The sequence below is a fragment of the Microbacterium sp. ARD31 genome, from assembly GCF_031844425.1.
Map to the genome: position 1 here is coordinate 1 of NZ_JAUZVE010000078.1, position 24592 is coordinate 24592.

The 24592-nt window shown below is 70.9% G+C and carries 23 protein-coding genes and 1 riboswitch; of the genes, 10 read left to right on the forward strand and 13 right to left on the reverse strand.

Annotated features, from left to right (window positions below; genetic code table 11):
- Positions 1–72: 72 nt before the first annotated feature.
- Both Q9S36_RS48535 and Q9S36_RS48540 read right to left on the reverse strand, forming a co-directional pair.
- Positions 73–537: a hypothetical protein gene (locus tag Q9S36_RS48535; RefSeq protein ID WP_311291921.1), complete on the reverse strand. Its 465-nt coding sequence runs from the start codon at positions 535–537 to the stop codon at positions 73–75.
- Between the two features lie 346 nt (positions 538–883).
- Positions 884–2743 (reverse strand): sigma factor-like helix-turn-helix DNA-binding protein, encoded by a 1860-nt coding sequence (locus tag Q9S36_RS48540; protein WP_311291922.1) that lies wholly within the window; start codon positions 2741–2743, stop codon positions 884–886.
- 231 nt (positions 2744–2974) lie between these two features.
- On the opposite strand from Q9S36_RS48540, the gene Q9S36_RS48545 reads away from it, so the two are divergent.
- Positions 2975–5113, forward strand: a complete 2139-nt coding sequence (locus Q9S36_RS48545) for a KAP family NTPase (RefSeq protein WP_311291923.1) — start codon at positions 2975–2977, stop codon at positions 5111–5113.
- A gap of 120 nt (positions 5114–5233) precedes the next feature.
- Here the strand turns inward: Q9S36_RS48545 and cbiE are convergent, their stop codons facing one another.
- Positions 5234–6448 carry a precorrin-6y C5,15-methyltransferase (decarboxylating) subunit CbiE gene (gene cbiE, locus Q9S36_RS48550; protein ID WP_311291924.1) on the reverse strand — a complete coding sequence of 405 codons (1215 nt, stop codon included), beginning with the start codon at positions 6446–6448 and terminating at the stop codon, positions 5234–5236.
- 18 nt (positions 6449–6466) lie between these two features.
- Positions 6467–6614: riboswitch (cobalamin riboswitch) on the forward strand.
- Between the two features lie 68 nt (positions 6615–6682).
- Between cbiE and Q9S36_RS48555 the strand changes: the two genes are divergently transcribed.
- From Q9S36_RS48555 to Q9S36_RS48585, 7 genes are all read left to right on the forward strand, one after another.
- Entirely contained in the window at positions 6683–8662 is a 1980-nt protein-coding gene (locus Q9S36_RS48555) for a VWA domain-containing protein (RefSeq protein WP_311291925.1), read from the forward strand.
- Positions 8659–9285, forward strand: coding sequence for a 5,6-dimethylbenzimidazole synthase (gene bluB, locus Q9S36_RS48560; RefSeq protein WP_311291926.1), 627 nt, complete (start codon positions 8659–8661; stop codon positions 9283–9285). Before Q9S36_RS48555 ends, bluB begins: the two co-directional genes overlap by 4 nt.
- 1 nt (position 9286) lies before the next feature.
- On the forward strand, positions 9287–9901 hold the full coding sequence (gene cobO, locus Q9S36_RS48565; RefSeq protein ID WP_311291927.1) for a cob(I)yrinic acid a,c-diamide adenosyltransferase: 615 nt from the start codon (positions 9287–9289) through the stop codon (positions 9899–9901).
- Positions 9895–12459 carry a cobyrinate a,c-diamide synthase gene (locus Q9S36_RS48570; protein ID WP_311291928.1) on the forward strand — a complete coding sequence of 855 codons (2565 nt, stop codon included), beginning with the start codon at positions 9895–9897 and terminating at the stop codon, positions 12457–12459. The genes cobO and Q9S36_RS48570 overlap by 7 nt, the downstream gene beginning before the upstream one ends.
- Positions 12460–12544: 85 nt before the next feature.
- Positions 12545–12760, forward strand: a complete 216-nt coding sequence (locus Q9S36_RS48575) for a CbtB-domain containing protein (protein ID WP_311291929.1) — start codon at positions 12545–12547, stop codon at positions 12758–12760.
- Entirely contained in the window at positions 12760–13569 is an 810-nt protein-coding gene (locus Q9S36_RS48580) for a CbtA family protein (RefSeq protein WP_311291930.1), read from the forward strand. Before Q9S36_RS48575 ends, Q9S36_RS48580 begins: the two co-directional genes overlap by 1 nt.
- 8 nt (positions 13570–13577) lie before the next feature.
- Positions 13578–14534: a cobalamin biosynthesis protein gene (locus tag Q9S36_RS48585; RefSeq protein ID WP_311291931.1), complete on the forward strand. Its 957-nt coding sequence runs from the start codon at positions 13578–13580 to the stop codon at positions 14532–14534.
- 66 nt (positions 14535–14600) lie between these two features.
- Here Q9S36_RS48585 and Q9S36_RS48590 read toward each other — a convergent pair whose 3' ends face one another.
- Genes Q9S36_RS48590 through Q9S36_RS48600 form a run of 3 tightly spaced genes read right to left on the reverse strand, consistent with a single transcriptional unit; the run spans position 14601 to position 17363 of the window.
- Positions 14601–15101, reverse strand: a complete 501-nt coding sequence (locus Q9S36_RS48590; protein WP_311291932.1) for a general stress protein — start codon at positions 15099–15101, stop codon at positions 14601–14603.
- 28 nt (positions 15102–15129) lie between these two features.
- Positions 15130–15870 (reverse strand): cobalt-precorrin-6A reductase, encoded by a 741-nt coding sequence (locus tag Q9S36_RS48595; RefSeq protein ID WP_311291933.1) that lies wholly within the window; start codon positions 15868–15870, stop codon positions 15130–15132.
- On the reverse strand, positions 15867–17363 hold the full coding sequence (locus Q9S36_RS48600; protein WP_311291934.1) for a cobyric acid synthase: 1497 nt from the start codon (positions 17361–17363) through the stop codon (positions 15867–15869). Before Q9S36_RS48600 ends, Q9S36_RS48595 begins: the two co-directional genes overlap by 4 nt.
- A 269-nt stretch (positions 17364–17632) precedes the next feature.
- Here Q9S36_RS48600 and Q9S36_RS48605 point away from each other — a divergent pair, with 269 nt between their 5' ends.
- Complete coding sequence (locus tag Q9S36_RS48605) at positions 17633–18418, forward strand: pentapeptide repeat-containing protein (protein WP_311291935.1); 786 nt, start codon at positions 17633–17635, stop codon at positions 18416–18418.
- Here the strand turns inward: Q9S36_RS48605 and Q9S36_RS48610 are convergent.
- Positions 18415–19068, reverse strand: coding sequence for a hypothetical protein (locus tag Q9S36_RS48610; RefSeq protein WP_311291936.1), 654 nt, complete (start codon positions 19066–19068; stop codon positions 18415–18417). The two genes, Q9S36_RS48605 and Q9S36_RS48610, sit on opposite strands and share 4 nt — an antisense overlap.
- A 64-nt stretch (positions 19069–19132) precedes the next feature.
- Between Q9S36_RS48610 and Q9S36_RS48615 the strand changes: the two genes are divergently transcribed.
- A complete protein-coding gene (locus Q9S36_RS48615) occupies positions 19133–19918 on the forward strand; it encodes a lysophospholipid acyltransferase family protein (protein ID WP_311291937.1) in 786 nt (261 codons plus the stop codon).
- On the opposite strand, the gene Q9S36_RS48620 is transcribed toward Q9S36_RS48615, so the two are convergent.
- The 6 genes from Q9S36_RS48620 to grpE all read right to left on the reverse strand — a co-directional run bounded on the left by Q9S36_RS48620 (position 19909) and on the right by grpE (position 24582).
- Positions 19909–20151: a hypothetical protein gene (locus Q9S36_RS48620; protein ID WP_311291938.1), complete on the reverse strand. Its 243-nt coding sequence runs from the start codon at positions 20149–20151 to the stop codon at positions 19909–19911. The two genes, Q9S36_RS48615 and Q9S36_RS48620, sit on opposite strands and share 10 nt — an antisense overlap.
- Before the next feature lie 46 nt (positions 20152–20197).
- A complete protein-coding gene (locus Q9S36_RS48625) occupies positions 20198–21508 on the reverse strand; it encodes a reverse transcriptase family protein (protein WP_311291939.1) in 1311 nt (436 codons plus the stop codon).
- A 218-nt stretch (positions 21509–21726) separates the two neighbouring features.
- Complete coding sequence (locus Q9S36_RS48630; protein WP_311291940.1) at positions 21727–22191, reverse strand: SRPBCC domain-containing protein; 465 nt, start codon at positions 22189–22191, stop codon at positions 21727–21729.
- A complete protein-coding gene (locus Q9S36_RS48635; RefSeq protein WP_311291941.1) occupies positions 22191–22613 on the reverse strand; it encodes a heat shock protein transcriptional repressor HspR in 423 nt (140 codons plus the stop codon). Before Q9S36_RS48635 ends, Q9S36_RS48630 begins: the two co-directional genes overlap by 1 nt.
- The gene (gene dnaJ / locus Q9S36_RS48640) at positions 22610–23782 is read right to left on the reverse strand and encodes a molecular chaperone DnaJ (RefSeq protein ID WP_311291942.1); all 1173 of its coding nucleotides are present in this window, start codon (positions 23780–23782) and stop codon (positions 22610–22612) included. The genes Q9S36_RS48635 and dnaJ overlap by 4 nt, the downstream gene beginning before the upstream one ends.
- A gap of 110 nt (positions 23783–23892) precedes the next feature.
- Positions 23893–24582, reverse strand: coding sequence for a nucleotide exchange factor GrpE (gene grpE, locus Q9S36_RS48645; RefSeq protein ID WP_311291943.1), 690 nt, complete (start codon positions 24580–24582; stop codon positions 23893–23895).
- Positions 24583–24592 lie beyond the last annotated feature (10 nt).

Genomic DNA, 24592 nt, shown 5'->3' on the forward strand with positions numbered 1-24592 from the left:
ACGTAGCGGTCCGCGGGAGTGGTTGCATCAAGTTGAGTCGCCGTACGCACCGCAAGGCCCGGGACAGCGCGTTCACTGGAGCGCAGATGAGCCCGCGGCCTTGCAGCGACGCGCCAGTTGGTCTAGCGCGTCAATGAGAATTCGAGCGGCTTCGCTGTCAGTCATGTTGCCTGTCATGCCGCCTGTACGTACGTGGTCCTTGATGGGTGCCAGACTGTCGATGAAGGGCTCCACCGCGTTCTTGGTCTCTGTATCGCCGTTGACCAGCCCGTCAAGTGCGGCACTGCTCATCTCCTCCAGCGTGTCGTATGTCGGGATAAGTGGTTCGTCGTCCGCAAGCAGTGGTGCCTCGATCTCGGGACAGACGTCGCGAAGTGATACAGCCGGTGCGGGCGTCTCAGTGTTGGATTCTGAAGAGGTCTCATTGGAAGTCGCGTCTGCGCTCGGCCCACGACTCGCGCGGTCTTCCCCGCCGCAACCTGATACGACGAGCGCGATGGAAAGTCCAGCCAATGCCCTTGCGAACTGTTGATTCACGAGTCCTCCAGTCCTGATGCGGTCGCTCCGGCACGCCGGGTATGGACCCAGCAGCCATATGGACATTGGCCCACACGACGAACGGGGTTTCTAGTCTGATGCAGAAACTCGGACTTCGCCGATCGGACTGCGCCGATTGGTGCGGCGAAACGCCCCTACACGCGGCGCACTGTCGCGCCTTCACCGCGGCAAGTTTCGATACATCACGCTACAACCGAAGAGGTTTGATTGTTCCGCAGCATGCCGCTTGATCGACCGACCAGCGACTGTTGGCGCTGCGACGTCATCGACGGGCGAGCAACAACGTCGACTTTCATGACCATGAGCCGGGCTCTGGCCGGGAGCGTCAGCCGAAGCGGCGCGCTCCTCGGAGGTACTCGCGAAGCTCCGCGAGGATGTTCGGCAAGGCGCTTCTGCCACCGACGACCTGCCACCACGGCCAGCTGTCGTCGGCCCGGTCGGCCCGAGCCTGGAACGCGACCTCGGCGTACGGCCTCCTAGGATGGTCCCACTCCCAGCTTCGCTCGCCCATGAACATCCCGGGGCCGGCCTGGTACGCGCCCGGTTCCGACTGGCTCAGCTGGGTGAGCAGCGCGACCCGGTACTCGTAGTCGTCACATGCCTGCTCGTACTCGTCCTGATCCGGCAGGAAGGTAGAAACAATTTCGCGCAGATCTTCGCGGAGCATCACGCTGGCCGGGTAGAACCATTTGGCCGTGAATCGCGGGTAGTTACGCAGAGTGTCAGGTTCGAACAGTCGCCATTCGTGAAGGGCCTGTGTCGCCGATATGCGCGAGTCGGCGAGCATCGGGGCGCGCCACACAGGCTCAGTCATCAGCCGGATCAGAACCTGGTCGCGGTCGCGAGCTACCGCAACGGTGCCGGCGGCACGCAGGTACAACAATGCCGGGAAGTGCCGCAGGCGCTCCAGCAAGTCCTGGTAGGGCTGCCCGGGGACGGGTCGAGGTCTTGCGGCTAGCAGGGTCTGCAACCCCGCGACCCACGTGTCGGTGTGCGCGAGGTCGCGGTCGTAGCGGACGCCGGTGCAGACGAGTTCCAGCAGCGGTTTGGTGAGTTCCAGCAGGTGCGCAGTCCGAGTTTGCAGGGCTACGACGTCCAACCGTTCGAGGTGGATGGGCAGCTTCCGCACTTCTGCGCGGACCTTGTCTGTCTCCGCCTCAAACAGGTCTTGGATGCGGATGTGATTCGCCGGGTCAGGCAGCCACGCCTTGAGCTGCTCGATAGCGGAGTCGGGTGACGCCGCAGCAGTTGAAGACTTTGACTCAGAGTCAGACGGATCGTCGGTCAGGGCCGGAAGGGTCGACTTCTCGAGTTGCTTGCCGGACATCGTCCCCGATGGTGAGGGGACCTCCTCAGCCGCGGCCACCGGGGCGGATGTCCCCACAGCGGGCCGATCGGTCTGCGGCTGGGCTATGAACCGCTCGAGCTCCGCCGTAAGACCGTTCCCGAGGCGGTCACCCAAGTGCTGTAGCGCGTTGGAGACGGCGTCGGCGACCTCCCGCTCGTCAATTGCAAGGGCCCCGCCGATCTCCGCCATCGTGAGGCCCTCGTAGTATTTGAGGGTGAACACGACCCGGTCGTTCTCGGGCAGTTCCGTGATCGCTTCTGCCAGTCGGTACTTGAGCTCGTCCTCCCGAGACCCGTCGGGCTTCTCTGGCGCCGGGTTCGCGCGATCAATCAGCCAGACGACGAGGGCGTCGTACACATCTCGTTCTAGCTGGCCAGCCGTCTCGAACTCGCCATAGAGCAGGTCATTGCCGTCCCGGAGGCCATTCTTGAAGGCCAGCACTTTCGACAGCTGAGGTCCTGGGTCTTCGACCGAGGCCACATCCACCTTCTTGAAGTACATCTTGATCTCTGGATGCGTGCCTGTTCCCCGGCGGGCTCTCGCTCGCTCGTACTCCTCCTCAAAACCGGAACTGTACTCGCCCGTGGCCGTACCCCACCTGCGATGCATGAGGCCAATGAGAACGTCAGCGTCATCCAACCGTCCGTTGATCAGTTCTTGGGGCCGACCCGAACCGGAGGCCTGGTCCTCCCACATGACCACCGCGAGGGTGAAGCCTAGTTTGGGAGCGAGGTTGAGGTTCAACCGTTCGCAGGCGGCCTTCACGGCCGCTCGTTCCTCGGCGACATCACCAGGGGAGGCGATCCCGATGATCAGGCCCTCGTGCCGTTTGTCCACGTTCACAATGCAACCATGCCGTCTCATCCCGGTCGCAAGGGGATGAAGGGCGCGAGAGCATCTAGGAGCGCTCGAACTCGCGAATGGCTCCGCTAAGGCTGAAAAAGCCGCGCCATAACAGGACTTGCCGCCCGTCGGGCTCGCCAGGGTTACGTTTGCCCACGTCGCTCGTGCGATACGAGCACCGCCACGCCCGCACCTGCCGGGCACACTCACGCACGGGAGGGTTTCGTGTCTGCCTCATGGAACGACGACGCGATCACTTCAGCTGACGAGGACAAGTTCGGACGCGCTGGCTGGGCTGCAAGACAGGCCGGGCTCATCGACGACAACCATGCCATCGATTCGAGCCTTGTCTATGGTCTCGAAGGACCGTGGGGCAGCGGCAAGTCTTCGGTGCTGTCGATGATCGAGGGCGCGCTTGACGCACTCGCCGACAACTGGCAGGTCGTCTACTTCACCCCATGGGCGACCTCCACTCAAGAAGAGCTCTTTTCGGAGTTCTTTGCTGCGCTGTCGTCTGCGATACCTTTGGACAACGAGGGCCATCGAAGGGTCCGTGAGAAGCTCGGCGCTTACGGGAAAATGGCCATCCCGCTTTTGGGAATAGTGCCGGTGGTCGGAGATGCATTAGCCGAGTCGGTTGACCGCCTGAGCGCCAAGCTGGCGAAGCCTTGGAAAACCGTTTTTGAAGAGCTCGCCGTGGCGTTGGAGGAGGCCGAACTCAAGATCTTGGTGGTCGTTGACGACATCGACCGACTCTCTCCCGACGAGTTGCTTACGCTGCTGAAGGTCGTGCGTCTCATCGGACGGCTCCCCGGGATTGACTATCTCCTAGCGTATGACGAGAAAACGCTCGCAGAGACGCTAACCGCTGCGCGCCTGACGAACGCAATCTCGAGCGCCCATGCACGGCAATTCATGGAGAAGATCGTTCAATACCCGATTCAGCTGCCTCCCCTGCTGGAGTCTGTGGTCATACGACTATTTATGGAAGGTTTGAACTCCCTGCCGCTACAGGAGAGGTCAGTAGACTCGCTCAACTCTGATGTGTTCCACGGGGTTGTGTCTGAGGTGATGATTGATCGCTTGTCGACCCCGCGTGCGATGGGTCGCTATCTCGCCCAATTGCGCCATGTCTTCGACGTGGTCGACCAAGGCGAGTTTGATGCTTGCGACCTCGTACTAATCACGTTCATGCGGCTGCACTTTCCTGACATGCATCGGGCACTCAGGAAGTGGCGCCCCGAACTCACCGGTGGGGCCTCGGCCCGTACATTCGCGGCCGCGCTGGTGGCGGGCGATGAGGCTAAGGACGCGTGGAAGCAGGAATTCTTCGGGATCGTCGAATCCTCTGAACGGGAAGATGCGAGCAGATTGGCGACCGCGATCTTCTCCAGATTGGGGACGACGGGTGCGGCCACCCTGCGATTCGACGGTGTAGAGCAGAACCCGAACGACGCCACTAACCGGATGGAGAACAGCACGTACTTCGACCGCTACATAGTGTTCGAGGTTCCTGATGGTGACGTGCCAGATGGCGAACTGACCGACGCGTTGACCAGGGCGGCGGAGGGTGACACCGAAGCGTTGAGAGCGTTGGTGCTCGCCGAAGACGATGACAAGTCTCTACTTGTCATGACACGCATCAACAAACGGTACGGCGGGTTGGAGATCGAACCAAAGCCGTCTTCCACTGATGCACCAGTGTCGATTGATCTAATCGGCGCCGGTGCATCGATGTTGGGCGCCATTCACGAGAACCCACACGAGTTCGTTTCGCGGAGAAGGTATTTGACTAAGTGGGTAGCCACGCTTGTGCGCGCACAAGCGGATGTCTCCTCGTACGAAGAAGTTCAAAGCGCCTTGGATTCGTGCACAAGCTACGCGAGACGTATCGAAGTGCTTTGGAAGCTGAAGAATGCCGGGAAGTTGTCTGAGGCGGCGGCGTCCATCCGCGACAAGCTGTTCGACGCCGAGGGCGAAAGAGCGGCGACCATGATGCTGGAACATCTAGCTGCTGGGGACACGGCTGATCGGGACGTGCCGACGCAGATGCTGATTTCGGTGATCCTTGATTCCGCAGCAGCCGATTCGTTCTCTGAAGAGGTCAGGAACCGCATCGACTCGGGCATCCTCGACTTGGCGACCGTCGCATCACGCTGCGTCGTGCTCGACTCCTCGCGCGAACAGTACGTCTTAGGGAATGGCTCACTGCAGCAGGTCACTGGCGAGTACCTAGAGCAGGTGGCAGAGTACGTCGGCACCGATGACGACTCGCCACTACCCGTATGGTCGCTTCAGCAGCGACGGGAGTGGATGTCCGCACATATCTCCACCTCGGCTGCGAGGGGAGAGGGTCCGCGGTAGAGCCGCAGGCGTGGCGGTAAACCTGAGGCGCGCAGCCAGACCGCTCGGGATGTCGTCCGAAGCGGTACGCCCTTGGGTGCTCACGTGCGTCATAGTGGGCGGGGTGCCCTAGGTAAAGACCTACCGCGCGGACCTCGTGAGCACCCATTGAGTTACTGCGCGAGCGGGAGCCCAGCCGGTAAAGGTCCCGATTGGTTCAGCGGTCTCGACGCTGATGCGAGTGAGCTCGCCACCGTGGTCGGCGTACGCCTTGGCGAGCAACGTCTCGGTCTCAAGGGTGACGCCGTGGACGACGAGGCGGCCACCGGGCTTGATTGAGCTCAAGCAAGTGTCGAGGACGCCGTCGCGGGTGACGCCGCCGCCGATGAAGATCGCGTCCGGGGGTTCAAGACCGGTCAGCGCTGACGGTGCGCGGCCTTCGACGACCTGAAGGTCTGGGACGCCCAGGGCGTGAGCGTTGCGAGCGATTCGGGCGGCTCGTTCGGGATCGGATTCGATGGCGATGGTGCGGCAGGTGGGGTGGGCGCGCATCCACTCGATGCCGACTGAGCCGGCGCCAGCGCCGACGTCCCAGAGGAGCTGGTCGGGGGCGGGCATCAGGCGGGCGAGCGCAGAGGCGCGGAGGTCGCGCTTGGTGAGCTGTCCGTCGTGCTCGTAGGCGTCGTCCGGGAGGCCCGGCGCCCACGACGCCAGCCCGTTTCCAGAAACCTCGACGGCAATGACGTTCAACGCCGGCGATGACTCGGACCACGACGAGGCGACACCGGAGGCCGAGGACTCCGACGACGAACCGAGGTCGCCCAGGACGGTCATTGTCGACGCGCCCCAGCCCGAGGACGTCAGCAGCGCAGCGACCGACGCTGGCGTCGACGCGTCCGACGACAGCACGAGGACCCGCCGCCCCGGAGCACACTCGCGCAGCACCCGCGACACCGACCGCCCGACGACCGTCACCACGGCGCAGGACTCGGCTGACCACCCCATCCTGGCCCGGGCAAGAGCGACTGACGAGACAGCCGGCACCACCCGCACCGGAGCGCCGTACTCCAGCAGCGTCGTCGCGATCCCGGAGACCAGCGGGTCGCCGGACGCCAGGGCGACGACCGGGCGACCGGCGTACTCAGCAAGGAGACCGGGGAGGCCGGCGGCGAGGGGCGACGGCCACGGCACGCGCGACTGACCGGGCACGTCAGGGACGAGTGAGAGATGACGCGACCCGCCCCACAGCACGGACGCCTCCAGCACGAGCGAGCGCGAGGCGGGCGCCAGACCGTCGAAGCCGTCCGCCCCGATCCCGACGACCACGATCTCCGTGGGCACACCAGTGGACGACATGGCCGCAGACGCTATCGTGACCCGAACTTGGCGAGAGGTGCCCCGAAGTCTGGGGAGAATCTGGGAAGTCGGTGAGATTCCGACACAGGGCCCGCTGCGGTGACTCGAGACGTCGAACATGGCGATCCGAGAAGTCCGAAGACCGGCCTCCCGCCGCCCATGAAGATGGCAACGAGAGCGGGAGCCCCCATGCCACTGCAGTACCCCCTGTGCGCTGTCGTCGGATCAGACGACATGACGCTGGCCCTGATCCTCACCACCATCTCCCCCGAGGTCGGCGGCGTGCTGGTCCGCGGCGAGAAGGGCACGGCGAAGTCCACGACCGTGCGCGCCCTTGCCTCCGTACTGCCGCCGATCGAGGTGGTCGCGGGCGACCGGTTCTCCAGCGCGCCAGGTGACACATCGCCGGACGGCACCTGGCCGTTGGACGCGGAGACCGAGACCCGGCCCGTACGCCTCGTCGAGCTGCCCGTCGGCGCCACCGAGGACCGCGTGCTCGGATCGCTGCACCTCTCCAAGGTGCTGGCCGACGGCGTCGCCGAGTACGAGCCAGGTCTCCTCGCCCGCGCGCACCGCGGCATCCTCTACGTCGACGAGGTCAACCTGCTCCACGACCACCTCGTCGACCTGCTGCTCGACGCCGCCGCGATGGGTCGCTCCACCGTCGAGCGCGACGGCGTCTCGGTCGCCCACGCCGCCCGCTTCGTGCTCGTCGGCACCATGAATCCCGAGGAGGGCGAGCTCCGCCCCCAGCTCCTCGACCGCTTCGGCCTCACCGTCGAGATCGCCGCGCCGCGCGACCCGCGGCTGCGCGCGGAGGTCGTCCGCCGTCGCCTCGCCTTCGACGCCGACCCGCACACGTTCGTGCAGTCGTACGCCGACGCCGAGCGCGCGCTGACCGACCGCATCGCCGCCGCCCGCAAGCTGCTGCCCGAGGTCGAGCTCACCGACGCGGTGCTCACCAAGGTCGCCGAGGTGTGCGCCGCCTTCGAGGTCGACGGGATGCGCGCCGACATCGTCACCACGCGTACGGCGATCGCGCACGCCGCCTGGCACGGCCGGACCTCGGTCACGCGGGCCGACATCCGCCAGGCTGCGCTGCTCGCCCTGCCGCACCGGCGGCGCAGGAATCCGTTCGATGCGCCGGGGCTCGATGAGGAGCTGCTCGACCAGGTCCTTGGGGATGGGGAGCCGGAGCCTGAGCCGCCGGGTGGTGGGCCTAACAATCAGGATGATCCTGGTTTCGAGACGGGCCCGGGGGGCCCTCCTCAACCGACGGATCACAGCGACGGACGTGAGACGGATCGGTCGCCGGAACAGCCGGATCGCAACACGTCCGACGGCCCGGCGGCCGAGGATCCTGGTTTCGAGACGGGCCCGGGGGGCCCTCCTCAACCGACGGATCAGGCGATGGTCGCGACCCCAGCGGATCCATACAGGGTCAAGCGGTTCGAGGTCACCGGCACGGGGGCCGGGGAGTCGGGGAAGCGCAGCCGCGCCCTGACGTCCAACGGGCGGCGTGCAGGCGTGGACCCGACCGGCAGCGGTGGGTTGCACCTGGTCGAGACGATCCGGGCGGCTGCGCCGCACCAGCGGGCCCGCGGCCGGAGCACCGGGAGGATCAGGTTCGAGGACACCGACCTGAGGACCGCACGCCGCGAGGGGCGGGAGGCCAACCTCGTCCTCTTCTGCGTCGACGCGAGCGGTTCGATGGCCGCCCGCAAGCGGATGGCGCAGGTGAAGACCGCGATCCTCAGCCTGCTGCTCGACGCCTACCAGCGGCGCGACAAGGTCGGGCTGGTCACGTTCCGCGCCGACGGCGCCGAGGTCGCGCTGCCGCCGACCCACTCGGTCGACATCGCGGCGAAGCGGCTCGCCGACCTGCCGGCAGGAGGGCGTACCCCCCTTGCCGAGGGCCTTCTTCAAGCGGCAGAGGTGCTGCGGGTCGAGAAGGTCCGCGACTCGGGTCGACGGCCGCTGCTCATCGTCATCACCGACGGCCGCGCCACCCACGGTGCCGACGCCGTACGACGCAGCCGACAGGCAGCACACTGGATCGCCGAGCAGCAGACCACCGCGATCGTCGTCGACTGCGAGCAGGGCCCGATGCGGATGGGCCTCGCCGGGCAGCTCGCCGTGGCCATGCAGGCGACCCACCTCCCGCTTTCCGAGGTCAGCGCCCAGGTCCTGACCAACGTGGCGAGGGTCGCATGAGCACCGACCTCTACGACGTCATCGCCCGCCGGCGGGACGTACGGGCCGAGTTCAGTGGCGAGCCCGTCGACCTCGGACAGCTGCGGCGCGTGCTGCAGGCGGCGCACGAGGCGCCGAGCGTCGGGCACAGCCAGCCGTGGGACTTCGTGCTGGTCTTCGACGAGGACACTCGCGCGACGTTCGCCGACCACGTCGAGACCGAGCGGGAGACATTCGCGCGCGAGCTGCCCCCGGACAGACGGAAGACGTTCGAGAGGATCAAGGTCGAGGGCATCCGCGAGTCCGGCCTCGGCGTCGTCGTGACGTACAGCCCGGAAAGAGGCGGGCAGCACGTGCTCGGCCGCCACGCCATCTCCGACACCGGCCTCTACTCCACCTGCCTGGCCATCCAGAACCTCTGGCTCGCCGCCACCGCCGAGGGTCTCGGCGTGGGGTGGGTGTCGTTCTACCGCGAGGAGTTCCTCGCCGACCTCGTCGGCCTGCCCGACGGCGTACGCCCCGTCGCGTGGCTCTGCCTCGGGCCGGTGCGGCACCTGCAGGCGGTGCCCGACCTGGTCCGCCACGGCTGGCGCAAGGGCCGCACGCTCGACGAGGCCATCCACCTCGAGGGCTGGAGGGGCTGAGATGCCGCAGGGAGTGCCGACCACCGTCCCCGACGACGGCCTGACCACGCGGCAGCGCCGCAACCGGCCGCTGCTCGCCGTCCACACCGGCGACGGCAAGGGCAAGTCGACCGCCGCCTTCGGCCTCGCGCTGCGCGGCTGGAACCAGGGCTTCGACATCGGGGTCTTCCAGTTCGTGAAGTCCGCCAAGTGGCGCATCGGCGAGCAGACCGTGCTCGAGCGGCTCGGCGCGCTGCACGCCGAGACCGGCGAGGGCGGCCCGGTCACCTGGCACAAGATGGGCTCGGGCTGGTCGTGGTCACGCAAGGGCGGCACCGAGGAGGACCACGCCGCCGACGCCGCCGAGGGCTGGGCCGAGATCAAGCGCGCGCTCGCCGAGGAGCGCCACGACCTCTACGTCCTCGACGAGTTCACCTACCCGATGAAGTGGGGTTGGGTCGACGTCGACGACGTCGTCGCCACGCTCACGGCGCGGACCGGCCGGCAGCACGTCGTCATCACCGGGAGGTACGCCGACCCGCGACTCGTCGAGGCTGCCGACCTCGTCACCGAGATGACCAAGGTCAAGCACCCGATGGACGTCGGGCAGAAGGGCCAGCGGGGCATCGAGTGGTAGCCCTCCCCCGCCTCATGGTCGCCGCGGCCGCCTCCGGGCACGGCAAGACGACCGTCGCCACCGGCCTGATGGCCGCCCTCGCCCGCGCCGGCCACGCCGTCAGCGGCCACAAGGTCGGCCCCGACTACATCGACCCCGGCTACCACGCCCTCGCCACCGGCCGCCCCGGCCGCAACCTCGACCCGCACCTCGTCGGCGAGGAGCGGCTGGTGCCGCTGCTGCTGCACGGCGCTCGTGGCGCTGATCTTGCCGTCATCGAGGGCGTGATGGGGTTGTACGACGGCCAGATCGGCGGCGACGGTTTCGCATCGACGGCCCACGTGGCCGCCGTGACGCGCACCCCCGTCGTCCTGGTCGTCGACATCTCGTCCGCCTCGCGGACCATCGCCGCGACCATCCACGGCCTCTGCACCTGGTCGCAGCCGCCGGTCGACGTGGTCGGGGTGATCCTCAACAAGGCCGGGTCTCCGCGGCATGCGGAAGAGGTGGTGAGGTCCATCGGCGACCGGCTGCCGGTGCTCGGGATCCTCGAGCGCGACGACGGGATCGAGGCGCCGTCTCGGCACCTCGGGCTGGTGCCCGCTGCCGAGCGCGGGGATGCCGCTGCGGCCCTTGATCGGCTGGCGGCGCAGATCGCCGAGAAGGTGGACCTCGAGCGCGTCGTACGGCTGGCGTCCGCTGCGCCGGACCTGCACGTGCGGGCCTGGGATCCGGCGGAGGCTCTTGGTTTCGAGGCTCGCTCCGCTCGCACCTCAACCAACAGTGGGGCGTTGGTGGTTGAGGTGCGAGGAGCGCCAGCGACGAGCCTCGAAACCTCCGAGGAGCGTCGTGGTTTCGAGGCTCGCTTCGCTCGCACCTCAACCACCGAGTCGGGCGCTCGCACCTCAACCACCAAGAGCAGAGCGGTCATCGCGGTGGCGGGCGGGCGGGCGTTCACGTTCCGGTACGCCGAGACCGTCGAGCTGTTGCGGGCGGCGGGGGCCGAAGTGGTCGACTTCGACCCGCTGACCGACACCCGGCTGCCCGAGGGCACGACCGGGCTCTACCTCGGGGGCGGGTTCCCCGAGATGCACGCGGCCGAGCTGGGGGCCAACGAGCGGCTCCGCCGCGACATCCGCACCGCCATCCAGAGAGGGCTGCCGACCGTGGCCGAGTGCGCCGGTCTGCTCTACCTCTGCGAGTCCGTGCGCGGACCAGACGGGCCGGCGGTCCCGATGGTCGGCGCGGTCGATGCCGTCGCCGAGATGGCGCCCCGGTTGACTCTGGCCTACCGCACCGCGACAGCAGCGACCGACAACCTGCTGACCCGCGAGGGCGAGGAGATCACCGGGCACGAGTTCCACCGCACCCACCTGACGCGAGCGCACACCGGAGCAGCGGCCTGGCACCTCCCCCACGCCGAGGGGATCGCCACCGCGAGCCTGCACGCGTCCTACCTCCACACCCACTGGGCCGGGCACCCGCAGCTCGCCGCGAGGTTCGTGGCGGCGGCAAGCAAGCACCGAGGCCCCGACCTGCGGCACCACGGTGACAAGGAGGCGACCGCAGGTCTCGTCGACCTCGCCGTCAACGTCTTCGACGGCCCGCGCCCGACCTGGCTCGACCGAGCACTGCGTGAGTCGATCGAGGCGGCGGACGCCTATCCCGACGTGAGCGAGGCCGAGCGAGCAGTCGCAGAGAAGCACGGCCGGGACGCCGACGACGTCCTCGCCACCGCCGGTGCCGCGGAGGCCTTCACCCTGATCGCGAGGCTGCGGGAGTGGCGGCACCCGGTCGTCGTACATCCCCAGTTCACCGAGCCCGAGGTGGCCCTCCGCGCCGCCGGCCACACCCCCGGCCAGGTGGTCCTGACGCATGACGACGGCTTCCGGCTGAGGCCCGAGGACGTCCCCGACGACGCCGACCTGGTGGTCATCGGCAACCCGACCAACCCGACCGGCGTACGCCACCCGGCCGACACGATCCGGAGCCTGGCGAGGAGCGACCGGCTGGTCGTCGTCGACGAGGCCTTCCTGGACGACGACGTCGAGACTCTGGCGGACCAGAGGCACCCCGGGATCGTCGTGCTGCGCAGCCTCACCAAGATCTGGTCAATCCCCGGGATCCGGGCCGGCTACCTGCTCGGCGATCCCGACACCGTGGCGCAGCTGCGGGAGCACCAGACGCCCTGGTCCGTCTCCGCCCCCGCCATCGCCGCGCTCGTCGCCACGAGCACGGAGCGAGCGCGCGACGAGGCCCGGCGACGCGCCGACGAGCTGGAGCAAAGACGACGCCACCTCGAGGACGGCCTCCGCGAGATCGGCATCGAGACCGTCCCCAGCACCGCGCCGTACGTCCTCGCCAGGACGGGCACAGGGACGCGGGAAGCCTTGCAGGGCTTGGGTTTCGCCGTCCGGAGGGCCGACACGTTCCCCGGGCTGACGGACGAGTGGGTCCGGATCAGCGCCCGACGAAAGTCGGTCACCGACGACCTCCTGGGTGCGCTACGCTCGCTCCACCCAGTCCTGAGGAAGCCGGTGGGAATCCGGCACAGTGGCGCTACTGTGACACCGCTCTGAGCACCAGAGAGCGGTGAAGTCAGACCCGACGGACTGGAAGTCACTCCCCATCAACCCGGGACGCTTTCATCCCGAAGGAGAAATCATGGCTCACGCCGTTGCGACCCCTGTCGCCGCCCAGCCCGACCTCGTCATCCCCGTCCGGGAGCTCGCTCCCTGGCTCGTCCTAGGCGCGCTGTTCGCCATGACCGTGCTGGTGCTGATCAGCTCGGTCCAGGGCGCGATCACCATCCCCGAGGGCACCGCGATCCACGAGTGGGTCCACGACGGCCGGCACCTGCTCGGCTTCCCCTGCCACTGATGGGCGCGCGGACCTTCCTGGTCCACGGCCTCCTCGCCGGTCTGCTCGCCGGCATCGCTGCGTTCGTCGTGGCGTACACCGTCGGCGAGCCGCAGATCGACAGGGCCATCGCTCTCGAGGAGGCTGCCGGCGCCCCGGCCTCCGACGGGCACGACCACACGCACGCCGACTCGCACTCCCACGCGGAGGACGAGGCCGGCCACTCCCACGGCGACGAAGCCGTCGTCTCCCGCACCACCCAGTCCACCCTCGGCCTGGCCACCGGCACGCTCGCCCTCGGCGTCGTGCTCGGCGGCTTCACCGGACTGCTCGCCGCCCTCGGCCTCGGCCGTCTCGGCGGGCTCCGACCGGCTGCCAGCACCGCGCTCGTCGCGCTGCTGGCCGCGGTGTCGTTCAGCGTGGTGCCGTTCCTGAAGTACCCCGCCACCCCACCCGCCGTCGGCTCCGGCGAGACGATCGACAGCCGCACAGCCGTGTACTTCGGCTTCCTCGCGGTGTCGGTGCTCGGCGTCCTCGCCGCCGTCGCGGTCGCCCGCCGGGCCGCGCGGCAGTGGACCGGGGTGCCGGGCGTCCTCGCCGGCGCAGCGACGTACGTCGTCGTGGTCGCTCTGGCCGCGCTCGCCTTCCCGAAGATCGACGAGCTCTCCGACTTCCCCGCCGGACTGCTGTGGGACTTCCGGGTCGCGTCGCTGCTGACCCTGGTCGCGATGTGGGTCGTCATCGGCGCGGCGCTGACCGCGCTCGTCGACCGCACCTGGCGACAGCACAGCGCCCTGCAGGCGAGACGGGAGCTGGCCGCATCGCTCTGAGCACCGGGGTGAGCCGGGCACTGGGACTGGTGCTCGGCCACCTCGCCGACGGGGCGCTCGGCGACCCGCAGCGGTGGCACCCCGTCGCCGGCTTCGGCCGCGTCGCCACCGCACTCGAGAACACGACGTACGCCGACTCGCGCAGGCGCGGCGTCGTCCACCTGGCCCTCCTGGCCGGGGCCGCCACGGGGGGCGGTCTCGGCCTGGAGCTCAGTACCCGCCGCCGACCGGTGGCCCACACCTTCGTCACCGCGGCCGCGACCTGGACCGTCCTCGGCGGCACCTCCCTCGCGCGCGAAGCCACGGCCGTCCACCGGCTGCTGGCGGACGACGACCTCCCCGGCGCCCGCCAGCGACTGACCCACCTCGTCGGCCGCGACACCTCCGTCCTCGACGAGGGCGAGGTCAGCCGGGCCGCCGTCGAGTCGGTCGCGGAGAACACCTCCGACGCCGTCGTCGCCCCACTGGTCTGGGGAGCTGTGCTGGGAGTCCCCGGCCTGCTCGGCTATCGCGCGGCCAACACCCTCGACGCGATGGTCGGCCACCGCGGCGCGCGCTACGGCCGGTTCGGCTGGGCGTCGGCGCGCCTCGACGACCTGCTCAACCTGCCCGGCGCCCGGCTCAGCGGGGTGCTCGCGGCTGTCCTCGCACCGACGGTCGGCGGCTCACCGGCGGCGTCGCTCGGGGCGTGGGCGCGCGACGCCCGGCGCCACCCCAGCCCCAACGCCGGGGTCGTCGAGGCCGCCTTCGCCGGCGCGCTCGGCGTACGCCTCGGGGGGCGCAACCACTATGCCCACGGGGTCGAGGACCGGGTGCTCCTGGGTGACGGCCGGCCCCCGGGGCCCGGCGACATCGAGCGCGCGGTGAGGCTGGCCCGCCACGTCGGCACCGGCGCAGTCGTGGTCGCGGCCCTGGTCGGATCCGGCACCAGGAAGGCAGTTCGCGGGAGGTCGCGGCCGAGCTGAGCGTGAACGCGCCGGGCACGCAGGCGAACTGCCTGCACGGTGCCGGCCGACGCTGAGCTGAACGGGTCAGGCGAACGGGTCGGGCAGCGCGCCCGGCAGCCCGGCCAGCAGCTCACGCGCCCGGGCGGCGTGCTTGTTCTCGACCAGCACCTCGTACTTCGTCGCCACCACCTGGGTGACCGAGGAGAAGTCGCGCTGGCCACGGGTGAAGGCGTAGCCGATGAGCGCCCACACCAGGCCGAAGGTCGCGCCCATGACCGCCGTGGTGACCAGCACCTGCCAGACGCCCTCCTCGGTGAAGAGCGCGAAGATCAGCCCGATGAAGACGCCGAGCCACAGGCCCGAGAGCAGGCCGCCGACGGCGATCTTCGACCACGTCAGCCGGCCGGTGACGCGCTCGATGCGCTTGAGGTCGGTGCCGACGATCATCAGCTGGTCGACCGGGAAGTCGGCGTCGGCGAGGAAGTCGACGGCCTTCTGCGCCCTGGCGTAGTCGTCGTACACGGCGAGCGACTGCGGGAACTGCAGCTTCAGGGGCGAGGCAGGATCGAGGCCCGGGGTCGACATGCCACCCACGATACGACCGCGCGCACGCTCAGCCCCGGCGTCGCAGCCACTCCACCGCGGCAGCAGCGTCGGGCACCGTCTCGACGCCGTCGGTCGCGCTGCCGCGGCGCACGACCACGACCGGCACGCCCAGCTGGTCGGCCGCCGCCATCTTGGGCCAGGTGTAGCGACTGCCGGAGTCCTTCGTCACCAATACGTCGATGCCGTGCTCGGCGATCAGCTCGAGCTCGCCGGCGAGGTCGTACGGCCCCCGGTCGAGGTAGACCTGCCACGGCTCGGGCAGGTCGATCTCGGGCGGGTCGACGACGCGCACGACGGCTCGGACCCCGGCCAGCGGGCCGACGAAGTGCTCGAGCGGCTGCCGACCGACGGTCAGGAACGGCCGCTGCCCCAGCGACGCCGCCGTCGTGGCGGCGGCCGCGTGGTCGTCGACCCAGTGCCAGCCGTCGGCACCGGGCGCGCCGGCCCAGCCCGCGCGCTCCAGCCGCAGCAGCGGCACCCCGAGGGCGGAGCAGGCGGACAGCGCGTTGGCTGACATCCCCTCGGCGAAGGGGTGCGTCGCGTCGACGACCGCCTCGATCCGGTGCGAGACCAGCCACTCCGAGAGTCCGTCGACGCCTCCGAAGCCGCCGATCCGCACCGGTCCGGCGGGCAGCCGGGGACGCTCCACCCGACCGGCCAGAGACGAGACCACGTCCACGCCGCCCTCGACCAGCAGCGTGGCCAGCTCGCGCGCCTCGCTCGTCCCGCCGAGCAGCAGGACCCTCATCGCGACGCTCCCGGCTCGAGGGCGGGCAGGCCGGACGGTGCGCCGGACGTCGCCAGCGCCAGCAGCGCGTCGACGTCGAGGTGCTCCTCGGCCAGGTCACCGAGCAGGTCGAGCCGTCGCTCGCGCATCGCGGGGAAGCTCACCCCCGACGGCTCGTACGACGCCCCTGCCGCCGCGGCGACCTCGGCCAGCAGCGCCCGCCGGAGGTCGTCGCCCTCCAGGCTGCCGTGCCACATGGTCCCGAAGACCGCCTCGGACCGAGCGCCACCGAGGAACGAGTCACCCGAGTGGCGCGTGATCCGGCCGTGGTGGATCTCGTAGCCGTGCGCGTCCGCGCCGAGCGCCGAGCCGGTGGGCAGCCGCAGCACCTTGTCCGGCGAGAAGGTCGTGGTGACGTCGAGCAGTCCCAGCCCCTCGACGTCGGCACCGGCATCACCCTCGACCCCGGACGGGTCGGTGATGCGCCGGCCGAGCATCTGGAAGCCCCCGCAGATCCCGAGCACCGGCTTGCCGGCCGCTGCGTGCGAGAGCACCGCCCGGTCGAGCCCGCGCGCGCGCAGCCAGGCCAGGTCGGAGAGCGTGGCGCGGGTGCCGGGCAGCACGACGAGGTCGGCCCCGGCCAGCCCGCGCGGGCCGGAGGCGAACACCACGTCGACCCCGGGCTCGATGCCCAGCGCGTCGACGTCGGTGAAGTTCGAGATTCGCGGCAGCCGCACCACCGCGACCCGCAGCCGCGCCTGGTCGTCGCGCGCCCGGCGCCCGGCGAGGTCGAGCGCGTCCTCGGAGTCGAGCCAGAGGTCCGGGTGCCACGGCAGGACGCCGTACACCTCGCGTCCGGTCAGCCGGCGCAGCTCGGCCAGCCCGGGCTCCAGCAGGGACAGGTCGCCGCGGAACTTGTTGACCACGAAGCCCGCGACCAGCGCCTGGTCGGCTGCCGACAGCAGCGCCACCGTGCCGAAGAACGCGGCGAACACCCCGCCCCGGTCGATGTCGCCGACCACCACGGTCGGCACCGACCCGTGCTGCGCGAGCCCCATGTTGACGTAGTCGCCGGCGCGCAAGTTGATCTCCGCCGGGCTGCCGGCGCCCTCGACCACCACCAGGTCGTAGCGCGAGGACAGGTCGTCGAATGCGGCGTACGCCGCGTCGCGCAGGTGGGTGCGCCCGCCGACGAAGTCCGTGGCGTCGATGCTGCCGCCGGGCTGCCCCATCACCACGACGTGGCTGCGCCGGTCGCCGCCGGGCTTGAGCAGCACCGGGTTCATCGCGGCCTCCGGCTCGGCGCCCGCGGCGACCGCCTGGATCCACTGCGCGCGCCCGATCTCGGCGCCGCGGCCGTCGGGCGTCGCGCAGACCATCGAGTTGTTCGACATGTTCTGCGCCTTGAAGGGCGCGACCTTCATCCCGCGCCGGGCGAGGGCGCGACACAGCGCGGTGGTGACGATGGTCTTGCCGGCGTCCGACGTCGTCCCGGCGACCAGCAGCGCGCTCACGGCGCCAGCCTAGGGTCTCGATATCCCTCGCTTCGCTCGGGACTCGACCATCAGGAAGAGACTGGCCTGCGGGCAGTCCAGACGAAATCTTTACCGGCCATCTGTTTCATTCCTGAGACAGACGGGCACAGTAGGTGTATGGGCAAGCTGATCTTCGACAACCGGGTGGTGGTCAGCGCGTTCCTCGTCCTGGCGTTCCTCAACGCGTTCGCCCTCCAGAGCGGCTGGTACGCCTGAGGATCCGAGACCGGGTCTGACACGATTCACCGGTGGCGACACCCGAGCTCTCCTCCGACTGCTCGCGGTGCTTCGGCCTGTGCTGCGTCCTGCTTCCCTTCTCCGCGGCCGCCGGCTTCGGCGTCGACAAGCCCGGCGGCACCCCCTGCCTGAACCTCGCCGACGACGACCGCTGCCGGATCCACGCCACCCTGCGTGAGGACGGCTGGCCCGGCTGCACCGTCTTCGAGTGCTTCGGCGCCGGCCAGCAGGTCTCGCAGGTGACCTACGGCGGCGTCTCCTGGCGCGAGCAGGACAACCTGCCGGAGATGGCCGCCGTGCTGTCGGTGGTGCGCGCGCTCCACGAGATGCTCGTCCACCTCGACGAGGTGTCGCGGCGCTCGCCCGACCCGGCCGCCGCCGCGGCCCGGGCGGAGGTCGAGGGGCTGACCGGAGCCGACCCCGAGACGCTGCTGACCTTCGACCTCGACGACCTGCACGAGCGCGTCGGCGGCCTGCTCGCGGAGGCCAGCTCGCGCGTACGCCGACGCCACCCCGCCGCCGACGACCGCTCGCGTGCCGACCTCGCCGGCCGCCGCGTGTCGGGCGACCACCGCGGGTGGACCTTCCGGGGGGCGATCCTGATCCGCGCCGACCTCCGCGCCGCCGACCTCGCCGACGCCGACCTGCTGGGAGCCGACCTGCGCGACGCCGACGTCCGTGGCTGCGACTTGTCCACGACGCTGTTCCTCACCCAGCCCCAGGCCAACGCGGCCATCGGCGACCACGCCACCGTCCTGCCCGACGGGCTGCGCCGCCCCCGCCACTGGGCCGCCTAGAGCGACGGCGCCTCGCCGAAGGCGTGCCGGTCGCCGAACGGGTTGTCGCAGAACAGGACCGACCAGTGGGCGCAGCCGATCGGCTCGTCGACCAGCGGCGCCTCGTCGACCGCCATCACCCAGCGGCCGTCGGTGAGCTCGGACCGCTCCCCCAGCACGGGCCTTGCGGATCCCGCGGCGTTGGTGCACCACGGCTCGCCGTCGGCCTCGGCCGGGTCGACGTACGTCACCTCCGCCTCGTCGAGCGTCCCCAGCGGCTGGCACCCGTCGTACGCCGTCGCGCCCGGGCCCTCGACCGCGAGCAGCGCCAGGCCCTCGCCGGGCGAGCCGACGCGCCACGCGGTGACGCTGCGCACCGAGCAGACCTCGCGGTGGCTCTGCACCATCCAGCCCGCGTCGTCGGTGTCGAAGCGGCACGCCTGCTCGATCCAGTGGGCGTCGGGCTCGCGCCCGGCGGCGCCCACGAGGTCCTGCTGCCGGTCCGCGGCCGCCGGGACCGCGTCTTCGAGCCCGGCGGTCACCTGCTCCGCGATGTCGTCGCGCTGCTCGCGCGCCTGTACCATCGCCGCGCCGTTGACCGCGAGGTAGCCCAGGACGACGAGCGCGAGGAGACCGGCGACGATCCGCAGGAGCAGGCGCATGGTCCTCATGTGTACCCGAATCTGAGTGCCGATACCGAGGGCGGAGCCCCGCGCGGTGCCCGACACTCGGCGCATGGACACCTCCTGGCAACGCCCCGGGCTCCGCGCCGCCCTCCTGTACGCCGTCGCCGCCGGCCTGCTCGGCACCGTGGTCTCCCTCGTCAGCCGGGTCGAGCTCACCCGCCGGCACGTGCCCACGCGCGAGCTGCCCGACGGGCCCGTCATCGTGGTCGCCAACCACACGAGCTTCGCCGACGGCATCCTGCTCGCACTCGTCGGCCGGCGGCTCGGCCGCTCGCTGCGGCTGATGGCGACCGGCGGCGTCTTCCGCTCCGGCCTCGTCGGCCCGCTCGTGCGCCGGCTCGGGTTCATCCCGGTCCTGCGCGGCACCAGCAGCGCCGCCGGGTCGCTCGACGCGGCCGCGGAGGCGCTGGGCGCCGGCGAGGCCGTCGGGCTCTTCCCCGAGGGGCGCATCACCCGCGACGCCGACCAGTGGCCCGAGCGCAGCAAGACCGGCGCCGTCCGCCTCGCCCTGCGCACCGGCGCACCCGTGGTGCCGGTGGCGATGGTCGGCGCGCACCGCGTGGTCGGCAAGCGCCGCATCCTCGGCCGGCTGCTCGGCAACGTGCTGACCCGGCCCATCGTGCGCATCGAGGTCGGCGAGCCCATCGACGTACGACGCCTCGCCGGGGTCACCGGCGACGTGCCGGTCGACGACGCGACCGTGCGGCGCGTGGCCGACGAGGTGATGGCCGAGCTGGTCTGCCGCGTCGCCGACCTGCGCGGCGAGCCGGCGCCGTACCCGCTGGGCGTGCCGGAGGACGCGCTGGCGCTCCCCGGCGACGCGCCTCAGGAGTAGCGGTGGGTCTTGGCCGCGTGGCCCTTCTCGCGGGTGCAGGTGCGGCCGCTGATGTTGCGGTGGCCGCAGAGGTCGTCGGTCGCCAGGTCGGCCTCGACCGTCGCCTTCCTCGCCGGCGCCGGCGGCGCGACCGGGGCCTTGACGGCCGGCCTGGCCGGCGCCGCGGCCGCCCGCTTCTGCGCCTCGGCGTAGCGGGCCTCGCGCATCGCCCGCAGGTTGTCCATCTTGCTCATCGCTCACTCACGCGACGAACCTACGCGGCGGCACCGACACCACCCGTCACCGGCTCCAGTCGATCGCGTCGTGCACGGCCTGCAACCGCGCGCCACGGACCGGGTCGTGCTGGGCGACCCACGCGATGCGGCCGCGGAGGTGCTCCTCCCACGCGGGGACGTCGTCGCGGTTCTGGCTGCTGGGCCCGAAGCGCTCGCAGTTGTGGAGGATCGCCTTCAGGACGTCGACCTCGCGGCGCGCCACCTTGGGCCGCTCGTTGACGACGAGCCCGCCGAGGACCTGGCGGCCCGCTCGCGGCATCACCCCGGTCTTGCGGGCGTTGAGCCGGAAGCCCTCGTCACGCACGACCTCCTCGATCGCGTCGATCAGCCGGGAGGTCCCGGTCCCCCAGCCGCGGTCGCCGGAGAACGCGAGGTCGTCGGCGTACCGGGTGTAGCGCCCGCCCCACGACCGGGCCAGTGCGGTGAGCCGCACGTCGAGCCGGTGGGCCGCGAGGTTGGCCATCGCCGGGGACGTGGGCGCCCCCTGCGGCAGGTGCGGCGCGGCCAGCCGGCGGCCGAGGCGCCAGTGGGCGTCGAGCAGGCCGTCGTCGGCGGGCGCGGGGACCGCGCGCCACTGGGCGAGCGGCAGCACGGCGGTCACCAGCCCGGACAGGCAGTGCGCGACCGGCTCGGGATAGCCGGCGGTGCGCCAGATGCCGAAGACCCGGTTGACCGTGACGCTCGCGAAGAACGCCTCGAGGTCGAGGCGCAGGACGACCGGCCGGCCGGCGTGCGGGGCGGCGTACGACCTGACCGACCCGCCGGGCCGGAACCCCCGGGCCGCGTCGTGCGGCGGGACGAGCGCGGCCACCTCGTGGAGCAGGCGCCGCTGGATGGCCTTGAGCCGCGGCTTCGGCGCCTCCAGGACGCGGATCGCGCCGCTCGGGGCGACGCGGTGGCTGACGCGGTAGTGCTGGAGCGGCGCGTCGGCGGCCGTGCGGGCCAGGCGGCGCGTGTCGGCGAACCAGTCCAGGTCGGAGGGGGTGACACCCAGGAACGCGGCGACGTCGCCGAGGTCGTGGAGCACCGGCAGCCGCCAGCGGTTGGCGACCATCTGCGTCGCGCCGACCGGCTGGACCACAGGCCGGGCCTGGAGTGCCTTGGCCGCCGCGGGACGGGTGGCGAGGTTCGTGGCCAGCTCGCGGGGTCGGTCGTGCGGGGGCCGGGGGTAGAGCACGAGCACCTGCCGGGCGAGGGGCGGAAGCCAGCGCGCCCGGCGACCGACGACGACTGCGCCGCTCGCCACGAGTCCCGCCTGGCTCCACTCGCCCGCGAGGAAGCCGGCGGCGAGGGCGCGCGCGAGGTCGGTCCGCATCAGGGACCGTGGTTCGGGTGCGGCAGCGTGGCCCGACCTGTCCCGTCGTGCGCGCGACTTCCTGCAGCGGAGCGCAGCGCCTCGCGCGCGGTGCCGTGCCCGGACGTACCGGTGGTCCCCGGGGTAGCCCCGGAGAAGCAAACCGGTGACGCGCACCGGTCCGCCGTCTCGAGATCACGCTGCCGCACGCGGCCGAGGGTAGCCGTCGGCGGTGACGCTCACCCGTCGAAGCGCGCGGCCAGGTTGGCCAGGGACGCCTCGAGCCCCTGCTGGTGGGCGTCGGCGTCGATGCCGGGAGGTACGTCGGTGGCGTCGATCGCGACGCGGGTGCCGCCGGAGTCGTTGGCGGTGAAGGACCAGGTCATCGTCATCCGGCCGGCGTTGTCGGGGTCGTCGGAGTCGAACTCCACGCCCCACACCACGCGCTCGCCCTCGACCAGCTCGTCGATGGCCACGCGGGAGACGTCGCTGTCGTCGGTCGTCTTGCCCTGCTCACCGGAGCCCTCGGGGTAGTGCAGGGTCATCGTGAAGCCGCCGCCCGCGCGGAGCCGGGCGTCGGAGAGCTCGCCCCGCATGCCCTCCGGAGGCAGCCACGCGGCCAGCGCGTCGGCGTCGACGAAGGCGGCGTAGACCTCCTCCGGTGTCGCCGCGACGTCGGTGGTCGCGCGGTCGAGGCGGGGCATCAGCGGGGCCGGCGCCAGACGACCACGGACTGGCCGGCGGCCTGGTGGAGGACCGGGAGCTTGTTGGCGGGCTGGGCGGCGGCCGCGCGGGCGGCGAGCCCGCGGCGTACGGCCTCCAGCTCGGCCACCAGCTCCTCGTTGCGGGCGCGGAGCGCGTCGATCTGGTGCTCGAGCTCCATGATGCGGCGCACCCCCTCGATGCCGATGCCGGCGCTGGTGAGGTCGGCGATCTCGCGCAGCCGCTCGAGGTCGCGGTGGGAGTAGCGGCGCCCGCCGCCGCCGGTCCGGCCCGGGGCGATGAGCCCCATCCGCTCGTAGGCGCGCAGGGTCTGCGGGTGCAGGCCGGTCAGCTCGGCCGCCACGCTGATGACGTACACCGCCGCGTCCCGGCTGGGTTCAGGCGAGAAGCGGGAGCCGGTCATGCGAACAACCCGCTCCGCAGGGGCTTGCCGGCCATGGCCGCACGATAGGCCTCCAGGGCCTCCTTGGCGGTCGGGTCGAGCGTGGCCGGCACCTTCACCTCGATCGTGGCGAGCAGGTCGCCCTTGGTGCCGTCGCGCCGGGTCGCGCCCTTGCCGCGCACGCGGAAGGTGCGGCCGTTGGGCGTGCCGGCGGGGAGCTTGAGGGTCACCGGTGCGCCGCCGAGCGTCGGGATCTTCACCTCGCCGCCCAGCGCCGCCTCGTCGAAGGAGACCGGCACGTCGAGGGTGAGGTTGTCGCCCTTGCGCCCGAAGATGCGGTGCGGGGTGACCTTCACGGTGACGAACAGGTCGCCTGGCGGGCCGCCGTTCTCGCCGGCGCCGCCCTTGCCCTTGATCCGGATCCTGGCGCCGTCCTTCACGCCCGCCGGGATCCGCGCCTGGATGGTGCGCGCGGAGGTGCCGCGGCCGCTGCCGTGGCAGGTCGGGCAGGCCTCGTCGTACACGAGCTGGCGGCCACCGCAGGCCGGGCAGGTCTCGTTGATGGAGAAGGCGCCACCGGTGCCGGCCACCACGAAGCCGGCGCCCTCGCACTCCGGGCAGATGTGCGGCCGCGTGCCGGGCTTGCCGCCGGTGCCCTGGCACGTCGGGCAGGGCGAGTCGGAGGTGAGCCGCAGCGACACCGTCACGCCCTCGAGCGCGTCGGTGAAGCCGATGGTGGCCGTGCTCTCGACGTCGGCGCCGCGGCGGGGACGGGCCTGCTGGGACCGGCCACGCGCGCCGCCCCCGAAGAGGTCGCCGAACATGTCCCCGAGCCCGCCGCCGCCCGCCCCGGCGCGGTCGCGCAGCAGGTCGTCGAGGTTGAAGCCGCCGGCCCCGCCGAACCCGCCGCCGCCCACGCCCGCGCCGAACCCGCCACGCGACTGCAGCGCGCGGAACTCGTCGTACTTGGCACGCTTGGCCTCGTCGCCGACGACGTCGTAGGCCTCGGCGACGGCCTTGAACTTCTCGTGCTTGGCGTCGTCACCGGGGTTGGAGTCCGGGTGGTTCTCCCGGGCGAGCTTGCGGTAGGCCTTCTTGATGTCGGCCGTGCTCGCGTCCTTGGCGACCCCGAGGACCTGGTAGAAGTCCTTGGTCGCCCAGTCGTTGCGGAAACCTTCGTTGTCAGCCATGGGTGAACCCCCTCTCCGTCATGTTGTCGTGTTCCTTGGTTTCGACACGCTCGCTGCGCTCGCTGCTCAACCGGCGGATGCGCGCTCGCTGCTCAACCAGCGGAGCCGGCTCAACCCTCGACCGGGTCGACCACGAGCACCTGCGCGGCACGTACGACGCGCTCGCCGAGGCGGTAGCCGGCCTTGGCGACGTGCTTGACCGTGGTCACCTGCACCTCCGGGTCGGCACCCAGGTGGCTGAGCGCCTCGTGGAGCGTCGGGTCGAAGGCGTCGCCGGGCTCGCCGAAGCGGACCAGGCCTGCGCCGGCGACGACCCGCTCGAGCTGGTCGGCCACCGCCTTGAAGCCGCCCTCGAGCTCGCCGTGCTCCTTGGCGCGGTCGATCGTGTCGAGGACCTCGACCACCGGGGTGAGGGCCTTGTAGGCGGCGTTCTCCGCGACCAGCTGCCGCTCGCGGTCGACCCGCCTGCGGTAGTTGGCGTACTCGGCGGAGAGGCGCTGGAGGTCGTTGGTGAGGTCGGCGAGCGAGCTCTTCATCGCGCCGAGCTCGTCGACCTCGGTGTCCTCCACCTGCTCCTCCCTCTGCTCCTCCCCCTGCTCCTCGGCGGTGCCGGGGTCGTTGCCGGCGACGCGGTCGCCCTCGACCTGGGCCTCGACCTCGGTCTGGGCAGGCGCCTCACCGGCAGCGTCGCCGAAGCCCTGGGCCGGAGCGCCCTCCGGAGAGGGAGCCGCGGTGGGCTCCCCCTCCTGGACGTCGCTCGGCTCGGCGCCCGGCATGGGCTCGGCCGGGCGATCGGTCACTTGGACTCAC